Raw genomic sequence first — 15,034 nt, 5'->3', positions numbered from 1 at the left:
TAGAACAATGAAACGACGAACTGCACGAGAAAAAGCTTTGCAAATTCTTTTTCCGCTGGACAGAGAAGAATATAATGTAGAAGAAGCAAGAAATTATTTAATCGATGAGACAGAACAGGATTCCTTTTTAATTAATTTAGTAAATGGTGTTGTAGAGAATAAAGAAGAAATTGATACTAAAATATCCGCACACCTGGAGAAATGGTCATTGAATCGTTTAGCAACAGTTGAACGAACATTGCTGAGGATTGCAACATATGAACTTTTTTATGAAAAAGATGCACCTCCCAGTGTTGTGATAAATGAAGCAATCGAAATTGCTCATATATTTGGTGACGATAAATCAGGTAAATTTATAAATGGTGTTTTATCAAAAATGTTATAATATAGGGGGAAGAAATCATGGCAGCAGAAGTTATCTATGGAAGTGAATTAGCTCAGTCAATGAGAGACGAAATGAAAAATGAAGTACTGGACTTGAGAGAGAAAGGAATTATTCCTGGCTTAACCGTTATTTTAATCGGGGACGATCCTGCTTCTAAATCCTATGTGCTTGGGAAGCAAAGAGCATCGGAATATGTGGGTGTAGAATCAGACTTAATTACATTACCAGATTCCACATCAGAAGAGGAGTTATTATCACTAATCAACGAATTAAATAATAAAGAAGAGGTACATGGTATTCTCGTTCAGCTGCCATTACCTGCGCATATCAATGAACAAAAAGTAATTGAAACAATAACACCAGAGAAAGATGTTGACGGCTTCCATCCAATTAATATCGGAAGAATGATGACAGGTAAAGATACATTCTTTCCTTGTACACCTTATGGCATTATTCAAATGCTGAAATCGAAGGATATTAAGATCGAAGGAAAGCATGCTGTTATCATAGGCAGAAGTAATATCGTCGGTAAACCGGTAGGTCAATTGCTATTAAACGAAAATGCAACAGTAACCTATTGTCATTCCAGGACTAATGATATGGAAAAATATATCAATCAGGCAGATATTCTAATAGTAGCAGTTGGGATGGAGCATTTTATCAATGGCGACTATATTAAAGACGGTGCAGTAGTAATAGATGTCGGTGTGAATCGGACAAAGGAAGGTACATTAACTGGGGATGTTGAATTTGAGAGTGCAAAAGAAAAAGCAAGTTTCATCACACCTGTTCCAAAAGGTGTTGGACCAATGACAATTACCATGCTATTGCATAATACAATCAAATCAGCAAAAATACATAATGGTGTAAATAGTTAATTTATGAAATGTTTTTAAACAACATAAGGTCATTGCAATTATTGCTAATGGCCTTTTCTATTAAGATTTATTTTGCGGAGCTTACCTAAAATAGTAAGAAGTTAATATTTGCAGGAAATGAGTGTTGTTAATGGAGGATAAATATCTTTCGGTAACGGCTTTAACCAGATATATTAAAAAGAAATTTGATGTAGACAAGCATTTAAGTAATATCTGGCTAAGAGGGGAAATTTCTAATTTTAAACACCACAGCAGAGGCCATATGTATATGACAATAAAAGATGATAATGCCAGTATAAGAGCTGTCATGTTTCAGAGCCAGAATATGAATATGGACTTTAAGCCAGAAGACGGAATGAAAGTACTGCTGCTGGGGAATGTAAGCGTCTTTGAATCAAGCGGGCAATATCAGCTTTACATTCAGGAGATGCAGCCAGACGGAATTGGAGCATTGCATCTGGCTTTTGAACAATTAAAAGAAAAGCTTGAAAAAGAAGGGATATTCGACCAGCAGCACAAAAAAGAGATACCTGAATATCCGGAGAAAATTGCTGTTTTAACTTCACCGACAGGGGCTGCTGTAAGAGATATACTGACAACATTAGAAAGACGGTATCCTCTTGTTAATGTATTGGTTGTTCCTATTCTTGTACAAGGAAAATATGCAAAAGATTCGATTGCTGAAGCGATTAATAAGACAAACAGCCTAAAAGGAATAGATCTGATTATTTTGGGCAGAGGTGGCGGATCAATCGAGGAATTATGGGCTTTTAATGAGGAAAAAGTCGCTCGTGCTATTTTTCAATCCTCCATTCCGATTATTTCTGCTGTCGGTCATGAAACAGACTTTACTATTAGTGATTTTGCAGCAGATGTTCGTGCGGCAACACCTACTGCGGCGGCAGAGATTGCCGTACCATCAAGGAAGGAAATAATGGAGTATGTGCAGCAGTTAAACCGGATGTTAACAAACAATCATAACAGATACATTCATCATCAGAAGCAAGACTTAAAGAGATTGCAGGAATCTTATGCGTTTAAATATCCGAAACGATTTATAACTGAGAAAGAACAGATACTGGATCGTTTAATCGAAAGAAAACAATTATCAATAAACAGGTACGCCAAAGAAAAATGGGACAAGTGGAAGTATGCGGATAAACAACTGGAATATATTAATCCGGAAAAAATCATTCATTTAAAAGAAGAAAAATTAAAAAGCGTACATAATCAATTGGTTCAGCAGGGGAACCATCTTATCGAGAAAAACAAATCAAAATTCAGCCATCAGTTGTCTCAATTAGAGCTTCTTAATCCAATGAATATTATGTTAAGGGGTTATTCCATCGCTTATAATGAGAATGAAGATTTAATTACTAAAGCTTCTGAAGTAAAAGTTGGCGATAATTTCACCGTCCAATTAGCAGATGGTAAAGTATTTGGAAAAGTAAAGAATGTGGAGGGGAATAATAATGGCTAATGACCAATCGTTATCCTTTGAGGAAGCACTCAAAAAGTTAGAAGAAATAGTTGGAAAAATGGAAGCAGGAGACATTCCATTAGAGAAGGCAATGGAATATTATGCAGAAGGATCAAAGTTATCCAAGATCTGTCATGACAAATTAGTGCAAGCTGATAAACAGTTAAAAGAAATAATGGATGAGAATGGCGAGTTATCGTTATTTACGATACAGGAGGAAAGTTAGGTGGATACAAATTTATCGAATTATTTAAAAAAAGAGCAGGATAAGCTTAACGAGTTGTTATCTGCTTATCTTAGTAAGCTTTCCATGCCACCGCTGCTAAATCATTCTACAAAGTACTCCATCGAGGCGGGTGGGAAGAGGCTGCGCCCAATTCTCATGAAATTAACCTGTGAAGGTTTAAACGGTGACTCAGAAAAAGTTTATCCGGCAGCCATGGCACTGGAAATGATCCATACATATTCTCTGATTCATGATGATCTGCCGGCAATGGATAATGATACATATCGACGGGGAATGTTAACAAATCATAAGAAATTTGATGAGGCGACAGCGATTTTAGCTGGGGACGGATTACTGACCAACAGTTTTCACGTGATTTCAAATGCAGCTTGCTATTCGGACACTGAGAAAGTATTTCTTATCTCTAAATTGGCATCGGCAAGTGGTTTAGAAGGAATGGTTGCAGGTCAGCTAATGGATATGCAGGCTGAAAAGGAAAGCATATCTGTTGAACAATTAGAGGAAATACATCAGTTAAAAACAGGCAGACTGCTAACTTTTTCAATCGTTACAGGGGCCTATTTAGCCGGAGCAGACAGCATGATTCTACAAAAGATGGAGCGATTCGGTAATCTAATCGGGTTAATATTTCAGATTCAGGATGATATACTCGATGTTATAGGTGATTCGGAAATAATGGGAAAAGCCTCCGGCAGTGATGAGGATAATCAGAAATCAACTTATCCATCCCTTTTAGGTTTAAACGGGGCAATTGAGCATAAAAACAGATATGTTAAACAGGCAAAAAACTTACTAGAAGAAATGGAACTAAACGGGACTTTGCTGGAAAAGTTAGTTGATTATTTAGGCAGTCGAAATCAATAAGGATTGAGTAAAACTTAATTTAATGGTATAATATAAATATAAATACGGAATGGTGCAGTATCCTAGTCAATCCTCCATTTCTGAAGGCGGGCCTAAAAATCCGCCAAAGGGCACATCGATGAAGTTCCTTGTGTTGGCTTGAGGCGCCCAGCCTTGGGTCGATGCTGGGAGTTAAGGTTGAAGGGCGATCCACAAAGGCATGTGGGCGAAGACCCTTCTTCCGCGGAGGCCCATCTCTGTTTTTGTCACTTAGCCAAGGGGCGAGAATGGAATGGGGTATGAACCTGCTTTAACAAGGATCGGGATCTTTGTGAGCAGCGTAGCCTGCCTTGAGTGGTACGAAGGGGATTACAGGCAATAAAGTGTTCTGATTAGGTGGCCACTAATCAGGACATGTTTTTCTGTATGAAATTCGTACTGCAAAAGAGGCTAGGAAATGGTTAAAGGTTGTTGAGGAAATCTCCTAGGCTGTTCTGTTCAAGACATTTATGCGGGATTATAGTGTGGACTAAGTGGTAATCCAGTCTAGCTGTTGGTGACAACGCTAAGACAGATTTAAAGGGGAACCGCCAGAATGGCAACATTCGGTATCTGTCTGGGAAAACCTACTGGACCTAAGCCGCAGTTTTTACTGCATAAATGACCATTCCATTATTAATACATAATGGTGGCTTATATAAAATAGAATGATTTACTTAAATGAGGTAAGTTTATGAATAAGACTCAATTGCAAAAGTCGATAAAATTTAGTTTGAGTATTGCCGTTATCACATTTGTGCTAGCGGCTATTTTTTCAATTGTTTCATCATCTGTCTTAAGCGGTGTCATGTCAATTGTTGGCTTATTAATTGTTTTAGTTATCGTATTAATAGGTGTTTTCTTTGATATGCTCGGTATCGCTGCAACAGCAGCAGATGAGGTGCCATTTCATGCAATGGCAGCAGAGAAGGTAAGCGGTGCCAGGCAGGCAATTGCCATTGTCAGGAATGCAGATCGATTTGCAAGCTTCTGTAATGATGTAATTGGGGATATTTCTGGTATAATTAGCGGAACTGCCTCTGCTATTGTTATCTTGCAAATTTCGAATAATTTCGGTTATAGTGAAGGTACCACGTTACATTTGTCGTTAAGTGTATTTTTAACAAGCTTAGTGGCTGCACTAACGGTTGGAGGAAAAGCTTTAGGGAAGTATCTGGCAATACATTCATCCACCAGGATTATTTATACTGTTGGTAAAATCATTGCATTCCTGGAGAATAAGCTTAAAATAAAAGTATTGTCAAAATAATAGACAAGTTTCGTGTTTCCGTTTTTTTGCTGTTAGATTCGGGAATGAGGAATTTAATAATTCAGATGATAAGTAACTAAAATGAATGAAGTAGGGAGGACACCGCTTGTGGACCTTACCAAAATGAAAGATCCCAAATTTTTAAAACAATTGTCGGTGGAAGAATTAGAGGAACTTGCGATGCATATTCGCCAGTTTTTAATTGAGAAACTATCTGTAACAGGTGGACACTTAGGAGCGAACCTTGGTGTCGTGGAGTTAACTTTAGCTTTACACAAACACTTTAATAGTCCGTATGATAAGCTTATTTTTGATGTAGGTCATCAATCCTATATTCATAAAATGTTAACAGGCAGAACAGACCAATTTGACACATTGCGTCAATACAAAGGTCTTTGCGGTTTTCCGAAAATGTCTGAGAGTGAACATGATGTTTGGGAAACTGGTCATAGTTCCACCTCTTTATCTGCAGCCATGGGTATGGCTGCTGCAAGAGACTTGAAGAATGAAAAGAACGCCGTTGTACCGATAATTGGGGACGGCGCTCTAACAGGTGGTATGGCTTTAGAAGCACTAAATCATATCGGCCATGAAAAAAAGAAATTAACTGTAATCCTCAATGATAATGAAATGTCTATTGCTGGAAATGTAGGGGCACTGCACAAAGCGCTAGGGAGAATGCGCAGTGCGGGTAAATACAATCGTGTAAAAGATGAAATTGAATACTTAATGAAACGCATTCCGGCAGTCGGTGGTAAAATTGCGCAAACTGCTGAGCGCGTAAAAGATAGTATGAAATATTTTATGGTTCCTGGTATGCTTTTTGAGGAATTTGGCTTTACTTATTTTGGTCCAGTTGATGGACACGATTTTAAAGATCTGGAAGAAAATCTGCAGTACGCTGCTAAAACGGATGGTCCGGTATTAATTCATGTAATTACCAAGAAGGGGAAAGGTTATCAACCTGCTGAGACGGACAAAAAAGATAAATGGCATGGTGTCGGTCCATATAAAATTGATTCTGGTGAAAAAATTAAACCCGTTGACAATAAACCGGCTTGGAGTCAGGTGGTTAGTGATGCGGTTGAGAAAGTAGCTGAATTAGATAACAGAGTTGCTGTAATCACCCCTGCGATGATCCTTGGGTCAAAGTTAGAGAAATTTCAGAAACGTTATCCAGATCGTCTATTTGATGTTGGGATTGCAGAACAGCACGCTGTCACAATGGCAGCTGGTATGGCGACACAGGGGATGAAACCTTTTGTAGCAATATATTCAACATTTCTCCAACGTGCCTACGACCAGATGGTCCATGATGTGTGCAGGCAAAATCTGAATGTGGCATTCGGAATTGATCGGTCCGGGCTTGTTGGAGCAGATGGGGAAACGCATCAGGGCGTTTTTGATATCTCCTTCTTGCGTCATTTACCTAATTTAGTATTAATGATGCCAAAGGACGAAAATGAATGTCAACACATGGTCTATACTGCCATGAATTATAATGATGGTCCAATTGCTCTTCGTTTTCCACGTGGTAACGGACTTGGAGTACCGATGGAAGAAGAATTTCACTCTATACCGATTGGGAAATGGGAAGTATTGGAGAAAGGGACGGATGCTGTCATATTGACTTTCGGGACAACCGTTGAAATGGCACTTTCGGCTAGTAAAAAGTTGAAGAAAAATGGTGTAAATGTGGAAGTAGTAAATGCTCGTTTTATAAAACCAATGGATACAGAAATGCTGCACGAAATTATGAAACGGAATATTCCTGTTTTAACGATTGAAGAATCAATACTTCAAGGTGGATTCGGAAGTGCGGTATTAGAATTTGCGGAAGAGCATAATTATTATCCAAAAATGAAACGGATGGGAATACCTGATCGATTTATTGAACATGGAAATGTTGATAAATTACTGGAAGAAATCGGTTTGACAGAGGATAATGTTATAAAAGAAATGAACTATTTAATGCAACCACAAAAGAATAATAAAAAAAGGGCATGATAAGTAGATGAGTAAAAAAATTCGTCTGGACCAGTTAATCGTCGATCGAGGTCTGATTGAAACCAGAGAAAAAGCGAAAAGAACAATTATGGCTGGCTTGGTTTTTTCTAAAGGAATCAGGCTGGAAAAGCCGGGTACCAAGGTCGATGATGATATCCCGCTAGAAGTTAAAGGAAAATTAATACCATATGTGGGCCGTGGTGGTCTGAAATTGGAGAAAGCACTAAAATTTTTTAACATTTCACTTGATAATCGAATTATGGTAGATGTAGGTTCTTCAACAGGCGGGTTTACTGATTGTGGTTTACAAAATGGTGTCAAACTTAGTTATGCAATAGATGTTGGCTATAATCAACTGGATTGGAAACTGAGAAATGATCCAAGGGTAGTGGTTATGGAGAGAACTAACTTCAGGCATGTAACCCCCGATATGTTAAAGTATGAGACGCCTGATTTTGCAACGGTGGATGTCTCTTTCATTTCCTTACGATTAATATTAGAGCCATTGTATAATATTTTAAGTGAACAAAGTGATTGCATTATCTTAATCAAACCCCAATTTGAAGCTGGAAGAGATCAAGTTGGAAAAAAAGGAATAGTGAGAGATCCTGATGTACACAAACAAGTAGGTGTAAACATCTTAACATTTGCTAAAAACATTGGTTTTTCGATTTCGGGTTTAACCTTCTCGCCCATAACAGGTGGGGACGGGAATATTGAATTTCTTGCATGGTTAAAAAAAGGAAGCCACAGTAATAAACATGAAAATTTACCTGAAGAAGTAGATCGTGTAGTTACGGAAGCACATCAGGAATTGACGAATAAGTAATTGGACTACGGATAAGGTAGTCCATTTTCGTATGACAATCTTTAACTTGGAGGATATGTTGATGAATAAGGCGCAAAGACATATTAAAATAAGAGAAATTATAACCGAAAATGAAGTAGAAACACAGGATGACTTGGTTGTCCATTTCAAAGATCTAGGATATACCATTACACAGGCAACAATATCCCGTGATATTAAAGAACTTCATTTAGTTAAAGTTCCCACTTCTGAGGGTAAGTATAAATACAGCTTGCCTGCTGACCAGAAATTCAACCCATTAAATAAGTTAAGAAGATTTATTATGGATGCCTTTGTTAGTATTGACACAGCAACGCATTTTATAGTAATGAAAACCCTGCCGGGGAATGCACAGGCAATGGGTGCATTAATTGATAATTTAAGCTGGGAAGAAATTATTGGAACCATTTGCGGAGATGATACCATTCTTATTATATGCAAAACAGTAGACGATGCGGAAAAAATAAAGAATCAGTTTCTAGAAATGCTTTAGTTATAGGGGTGTTAAAATGTTAACAGAACTGTCGATTGAAAATTTTGCAATTATCGATCGTTTATCGATTACTTTCCAAAAAGGGCTTACAGTCCTGACAGGGGAAACGGGTGCGGGGAAATCAATCATCATTGATGCTCTTAGTTTGTTAACAGGTGGCAGAGGGTCTGTAGAATATATCCGGCATGGTGAGAAAAAAGCCGTTTTAGAGGGACTCTTTATCATTGAAGAAGTGGATCATCCGGTATACGAAAAAGCTGAACAATTAGGTATTGAGATAAGGGAGGACCAGATGGTAGTTCTCCACCGGACAATTTCCCAGTCAGGAAAGAGTATTTGCCGTATTAATGGTAAACTGACAACACTAGGCATATTAAAGGAAATTGGTCAATTACTCCTGGACATTCACAGTCAACACGAGACACAGGCATTATTAGACCCGGAAAAACACATTGAATTACTGGATTATTATTTTCAAACAACCCAACCTGGTTTTATGAATGAATACAAGACAATTTATACCAAGTGGAAGACTTTACTAAAAAAATATCAAAGTCAAAATAAAAATGAAAAAGAATTAGCACAGCGTCTCGATTTACTGCAATTTCAGCTAACTGAAATACAATCAGCTAACTTAATACCAAATGAAGATGAATCTTTACTTGAAGAAAGAAATACATTGCAAAATTTTGAAAAAATATACCAGAACATTACGGATGCATATAATGGTTTGCATGGTGAGCAGCGTGCCTTGGACTGGCTGTCCCTTACTTCGAATCATCTTGAGATAGCTGGGGAAAATAATCAGGATATAAAAGAAATTTATGATCAGTTTATTGACCATTATTATATTATTGAGGAATTATCTTATAAAATGAGACAACAGATTGACGGGATGGAGTTTGATCCTGAGCGCTTACAGATTATTGAGTCAAGATTAAATGAAATAAACCAGTTAAAGCGAAAATATGGCTCAAATGTTGAAGAAATATTGGAGTATAGTGCTAAAGTGGAAGAAGAATTAAATGAAATAGAGAACAATGACCAACATATTCAAATGTTGGAAAAGCGGCTCGAAGGAATGTCTCAGGATTTACTGCTGGAGGCGAAAAATCTTCATGACCTGCGCCTAAGAGCTGCGAATCAGTTAGAGAAAGCTGTTTTAAGTGAACTAAAAGAATTATATTTGGAAAAATCCCAGTTTAAAGTGGATGTTAATATAATAAATAACGGCGGATCCGAGCATTTAAATTTAGATGGTGTTTCTGTAAGAGCAACGGAGAAAGGAATAGACCATGTTCAATTCTCTATATCCACTAATCCCGGGGAACCACCTAAACCATTGCATAAGATTGCATCAGGTGGAGAGATGTCTCGTATTATGTTAGCACTTAAAAACATTTTCGCTAAACACCAAGGGCTTACAAGTGTCATTTTTGATGAAGTTGATACAGGAGTTAGCGGAAGAGTTGCTCAAGCAATGGCTGAGAAAATATATAACATTTCCATCGGTTCGCAAGTATTATGTATATCTCATCTGCCACAAGTAGCGTCCATCGCAGACACCCATTTAAAAATAGAGAAAAAAGTTAAAAACGACCGCACTCATACAATTGTTAAAGAACTGGATCTTGATGGACGTATTGCTGAGATAGGTAAGATGATGACAGGTACTGAGTTAACTGATGCCTCAAAATTACACGCAAAAGAATTAATTGAAGGGAATAAACAATTAAAGAACAAATAATTAGAATAATCCATGATTTTTTCATACGAAAACACCCATTGAAAAATCAGGCTTGTAATACTTTATTCATCATTATACCAAGCCAGGTTTTTCTAAGAAAAGTGGAAAACATCACAAGAAATTGCTATGTTTAACGGGTTTAAAAAACCGTTTCAAAGGCCAAATTAGTTATACAGATATCATGATCTGTATAACAAGGAGGGTGATGTAATGAAAAATGACTGGATTAGAAAAATTATAGGATTAATACTCCTTGTCTCTTTATTGACACTACCTTTGGTTACACCATTTCAAATATATCTTTCGATCCCCAGCCAAATGAAAGTATTTAACAGCATCGATCAGATTCAGTTACCCAACTTAGGAGATGCTGTTACCGTGACAACAACAGAAAATTCTCATGCAAGAACCGCTGCAGATATTATGCCGTACGCTGAAGAAAGTGGCGATACGGAAGTAATTTACACATTTTCCAATATTCCTTTAAAGAAAGTAGACATTTCCGTATATGATGATTATTATGTCGTTCCGGGTGGGCAATCAATCGGTATTAATTTACACACGGAGGGTGTTCTTGTTGTTGGCCATCATATTGTTCCAACAGAAGATGGCGATAAATCACCTGGTGAAGATGCAAATATTAAAGTAGGTGACAGTATTATTCAAATTAATGACCAATCGATCAGGAAAATGGAAGAAGTCGCCCCTCTTGTCAAACAGGCAGGAAAAAATAACAGTCCATTGGAAATAAAGCTGAAACGAGGGAATAAAACTATAGAAACTAGTCTAAAACCTCAGTTAGATAAAAACGACAATGATTATCGTATCGGTTTATATATCCGTGATTCTGCAGCAGGTATTGGAACAATGACATTCTATGATCCACAATCAAAAAAATATGGTGCATTAGGACATATTATTTCCGATATGGATACAAGGAAACCTGTAGAGATCCATAATGGTTCCATTGTGAATTCAACAGTTAAAGAAATAAAAAAAGGTGAGAATGGTATCCCTGGTGAGAAGCGGGCAGAATTTGATGTGAATGATTCAAAGCTTGGGAATATAACAAAAAATACCCCTTTTGGAATCTTTGGAGCATTAGACAGTACTCCGGAGAAAAATAAATGGTCGGAACCACTTCCCATCGCCTTACCCAGTCAGGTGAAAGAAGGTAAAGCTCAAATATTAACCGTTATTGAAGGTGAGGAAGTAGAGGCTTTTGACGTAGAAATTGTGAATAATGTCGTACAGGAAGCGCCGGCAACAAAAGGTATGATTGTAAAGATAACAGACAAGAGACTTTTAGATGCAACTGGCGGTATTGTCCAGGGGATGAGCGGAAGCCCAATTATTCAGAATGGACGTTTAATTGGTGCGGTTACTCACGTCTTTGTAAATGATCCAACAAGCGGTTATGGTGTCCATATCGAGTGGATGTTAAATGAGGCAGGTATAGATATATACAAACAATCAGATAAAGCCAGTTAATCTTAAGGTTGCCATAAAATATGGTAACCTTTTACTTGTTACATATCTATTTAGTTGTTATAATTTACTAAAGCTTAAAGATTTTTCGACAATTGTAAGAAAGAACATATAAAATAAAGAATTAAGTCGAAAATTAAAGAAAACTCAAGTAATTCGAAAATAATAAAAGTTTTTCTGAAGAAAAGAAGGAATTATTATCCTTTTGTCGAAAATATTATCTATACCAAAAAATGTATGACCAAATGAAGGAGGAACTTTAGTGGAAAAGTCGAAAGTCTTGTTAGTTGATGACAATAGGGAACTTGTGCAGCTTATGGAGGAATACTTAGAAGATCAGAGTGATATGGAAGTAGTGGGGAAAGCTTATAATGGTAAAGAATGCCTCGATATGGTTGAAGAAGTTGAACCAGAGGTTATTATATTGGACATTATTATGCCGCATATTGATGGATTGGCTGTGCTTAGTAAAATTAAGCAGTCAGAACGGACAAAAGGAATTCATGTAATTATGCTGACAGCATTTGGCCAGGAAGATGTGACGAAAAAGGCAGTGAATTTAGGAGCTTCCTATTTCATTTTAAAGCCATTTGATTTAGAGCATCTTGCAGATCAAATCAGACAGGTAAAAGGACTTCAGACAGCTGCCCATAGTAATGACAGAAGAGCTGTAAACCATCATCATAAAAAGTTTGATCTGGAAGCAAGTATTACTAATATAATTCATGAAATTGGTGTCCCTGCCCATATTAAAGGGTATATGTATTTACGCGAAGCGATAACAATGGTCTATAATGATATTGAATTGCTCGGTTCCATAACGAAAGTACTTTATCCTGATATTGCTTCTAAATTTAATACTACTGCATCCCGAGTTGAGCGTGCCATTCGCCACGCAATCGAAGTCGCATGGAGCAGAGGGAATATTGATTCGATCTCTTCTTTATTTGGTTATACTGTAAGTGTTTCAAAAGCAAAACCAACCAATTCCGAATTTATCGCGATGGTTGCTGACAGGTTAAGACTTGAACATAGAGCTTCCTGATATATATTTTCATATGTTGCCCCCTATCCGAGCTGTTTCGGAAGGGGTTTTTTTATGAAAAGAAAAATGAATAAAAATCTTCCGGTTGTAAAATATAGAATTATCAAAAACTGGAGGGAAACAGATGAAAAAGTTGGTTGCATCATTAGGAATTGTCACTATGCTGCTTTTAATTATTCCAGGTATACTGGCAGCTTCAACTAATTATTATGTTCAACCTGGAGACACATTATGGAAAATATCCGTAAAGCATAAGATCGGACTATCGGAAATAATCTAGGCGAATGCTCAGCTAAAAAACCCTGATTTAATCTATCCAGGTCAAAAAATAACCATCCCAAGTATTGACCAGATTAAAAAAATAGAATATCAGGTAATACAATTAACTAATCAGGAAAGAGCGGAATATGGACTCTCTCCTTTAAGACCTGATTGGCAATTATCCCGTGTTGCTAGATATAAGTCAGTAGATATGAGCGAAAATCATTACTTTAGTCACCAGAGTCCTACTTACGGATCCCCATTTAATATGATCCAGGATTTCGGCATATCCTATCGCTCGGCAGCAGAAAATATAGCAAAAGGTCAGCGTACCCCTTATCAAGTCGTTCAGGCATGGATGAATTCCAGTGGACATCGTCAAAATATATTGAATGGAAATTATACTCATATAGGAGTAGGTTATGATCCAGATGGATACTATTGGACACAGATGTTTATGAGTAAATAACAATTCCGTAAGCTCTAGCATGATATACTGCTGAATTTTAGCATCAGGGGCATCTTATAGACAAAAGCGTAGCTATTCTCCAATATTTTTAAAAATAAGACTAAGTTTTATTTAACAAAATGTTCAGAAATATGATAATATTTTTATTGGTATAAAAATAATTATTGGAGAGGTTATAAGATGAAGGTAGCTAAATTTGGAGGCAGTTCAGTAGCAAATGCTGAACAATTACGTAAAGTAGCAAATATTATACAAGATGATCGGGATAGAAAAGTGATTGTTGTATCAGCACCGGGAAAACGTTTTTCTGAGGATACGAAAGTCACTGATCTGTTAATTGAAATGGGAGAGGCGTTTTTAAATAATAAACCATATGAAGATAAATTAGAAACTGTATTAAACCGGTTTAAAGACATCACAAACGAGCTGAACATTTCGGACGAAGTAATTAATGAAATTAAGCAGGGTGTTGTTGAAATTTTTGCTTCCGATAACAGTGCAGAACTGAAGATGGATGCCATTAAAGCGACTGGTGAAGATTCCCTTGCCAAGGTGCTAAGTGTTTATTTACAGTCACTTGGACTAAAAGCAGCATATTTAAATCCTGCAGATGCAGGCATTTTTGTGAGCGATAACCCGGGTAGTGCGCAAATCCTAGAAGAGAGTTACGACCATTTGTATAAACTTCGTGATCGTGACGAAATTGTTATTATTCCAGGTTTCTTTGGCTATACAAAGGATGGGAAACTGATAACATTCTCAAGGGGCGGATCTGACATAACTGGTTCTATTGTTGCTGCAGGTGTGAAGGCAGATTTATATGAAAACTTCACTGATGTGGACTCTGTATACTGTGTGAACCCGAACATTGTACCAAGTCCTAAAGAGATTACATCACTAACATATAAAGAAATGCGTGAATTATCCTATGCGGGATTCTCCGTATTTCATGATGAAGCATTGATACCAGCATTTAAAGCTGATATCCCTGTATGTATTAAAAATACAAATAATCCACAGGCTATGGGTACGATCATTGTATCGAAAAAAGAACCACAACCAAATCCGGTTGTTGGGATTGCAAGTGATACAGGATTTGTCAGCATTTATATCAGCAAGTATTTAATGAACAGAGAGATTGGCTTTGGCAGAAAATTACTAACTATTTTAGAAGATGAAGGAATCTCTTTCGAGCATACACCATCAGGTATTGATGACATTTCAGTAATTATAAGAGAATCACGTATGACAAAAGAAAAAGAAGAACGAGTAATTACCAGAATTAAGAATGAATTACATCCAGATACTGTTCACATAGACCGTGATCTTGCGTTGATAATGGTTGTGGGAGAAGGAATGGACAGTACAGTTGGTCTAGCCGATAAGGCAACCCACGCTTTTGCAGAAGCAAATGTTAATTTAGAGATGATTAATCAGGGGTCTTCAGAAGTATCGATGATGTTCGGAATAAAATCTTCCAAAGTCGATGAGTCTGTAAGAGCCTTATACAAAACATTTTTCGGTTAATCCTTTCT

The 15,034-nt window shown here is 37.1% G+C and carries 13 protein-coding genes and 1 pseudogene; all 14 read left to right on the top strand.

The window, feature by feature from the left end; translation table 11 throughout:
• Window positions 1-7 precede the first annotated feature (7 nt).
• The 14 genes and pseudogenes from nusB (at window position 8) to BMW36_RS02115 (ending at window position 15,026) form a co-directional block, all read left to right on the top strand.
• Window positions 8-385 (top strand): transcription antitermination factor NusB, encoded by a 378-nt coding sequence (nusB, locus tag BMW36_RS02180; protein WP_089738515.1) that lies wholly within the window; start codon window positions 8-10, stop codon window positions 383-385.
• 17 nt (window positions 386-402) lie between these two features.
• A complete protein-coding gene (gene folD / locus BMW36_RS02175; protein WP_089738512.1) occupies window positions 403-1,263 on the top strand; it encodes a bifunctional methylenetetrahydrofolate dehydrogenase/methenyltetrahydrofolate cyclohydrolase FolD in 861 nt (286 codons plus the stop codon).
• 130 nt (window positions 1,264-1,393) lie between these two features.
• Entirely contained in the window at window positions 1,394-2,743 is a 1,350-nt protein-coding gene (gene xseA / locus BMW36_RS02170) for an exodeoxyribonuclease VII large subunit (RefSeq protein ID WP_089738510.1), read from the top strand.
• On the top strand, window positions 2,736-2,969 hold the full coding sequence (xseB, locus tag BMW36_RS02165; RefSeq protein WP_089738509.1) for an exodeoxyribonuclease VII small subunit: 234 nt from the start codon (window positions 2,736-2,738) through the stop codon (window positions 2,967-2,969). Before xseA ends, xseB begins: the two co-directional genes overlap by 8 nt.
• Window positions 2,970-3,854 carry a polyprenyl synthetase family protein gene (locus BMW36_RS02160; protein WP_089738507.1) on the top strand — a complete coding sequence of 295 codons (885 nt, stop codon included), beginning with the start codon at window positions 2,970-2,972 and terminating at the stop codon, window positions 3,852-3,854.
• Window positions 3,855-4,566: 712 nt separating this feature from the next.
• Window positions 4,567-5,142: a hypothetical protein gene (locus BMW36_RS02155; RefSeq protein ID WP_089738505.1), complete on the top strand. Its 576-nt coding sequence runs from the start codon at window positions 4,567-4,569 to the stop codon at window positions 5,140-5,142.
• A 108-nt stretch (window positions 5,143-5,250) separates the two neighbouring features.
• Entirely contained in the window at window positions 5,251-7,149 is a 1,899-nt protein-coding gene (gene dxs, locus BMW36_RS02150; RefSeq protein WP_089738503.1) for a 1-deoxy-D-xylulose-5-phosphate synthase, read from the top strand.
• Between the two features lie 7 nt (window positions 7,150-7,156).
• Complete coding sequence (locus BMW36_RS02145; RefSeq protein WP_089738501.1) at window positions 7,157-7,978, top strand: TlyA family RNA methyltransferase; 822 nt, start codon at window positions 7,157-7,159, stop codon at window positions 7,976-7,978.
• Window positions 7,979-8,039: 61 nt separating this feature from the next.
• A complete protein-coding gene (gene ahrC / locus BMW36_RS02140; protein ID WP_089738499.1) occupies window positions 8,040-8,489 on the top strand; it encodes a transcriptional regulator AhrC/ArgR in 450 nt (149 codons plus the stop codon).
• 16 nt (window positions 8,490-8,505) lie between these two features.
• Complete coding sequence (gene recN / locus BMW36_RS02135) at window positions 8,506-10,236, top strand: DNA repair protein RecN (RefSeq protein ID WP_089738496.1); 1,731 nt, start codon at window positions 8,506-8,508, stop codon at window positions 10,234-10,236.
• A gap of 210 nt (window positions 10,237-10,446) precedes the next feature.
• The gene (spoIVB, locus tag BMW36_RS02130; protein ID WP_089738494.1) at window positions 10,447-11,727 is read left to right on the top strand and encodes a SpoIVB peptidase; all 1,281 of its coding nucleotides are present in this window, start codon (window positions 10,447-10,449) and stop codon (window positions 11,725-11,727) included.
• 259 nt (window positions 11,728-11,986) lie between these two features.
• Window positions 11,987-12,769, top strand: coding sequence for a sporulation transcription factor Spo0A (gene spo0A / locus BMW36_RS02125; protein ID WP_089738492.1), 783 nt, complete (start codon window positions 11,987-11,989; stop codon window positions 12,767-12,769).
• A 124-nt stretch (window positions 12,770-12,893) separates the two neighbouring features.
• Window positions 12,894-13,499, top strand: a pseudogene (gene safA / locus BMW36_RS02120) (SafA/ExsA family spore coat assembly protein).
• Between the two features lie 180 nt (window positions 13,500-13,679).
• Complete coding sequence (locus tag BMW36_RS02115; protein ID WP_089738490.1) at window positions 13,680-15,026, top strand: aspartate kinase; 1,347 nt, start codon at window positions 13,680-13,682, stop codon at window positions 15,024-15,026.
• Window positions 15,027-15,034: the final 8 nt, after the last annotated feature.

The organism is Gracilibacillus ureilyticus (genome assembly GCF_900111195.1).
In the GTDB taxonomy this organism is placed as follows: domain Bacteria; phylum Bacillota; class Bacilli; order Bacillales; family Amphibacillaceae; genus Gracilibacillus; species Gracilibacillus ureilyticus.
This window is presented reverse-complemented; position numbering and strand designations above follow the sequence as displayed.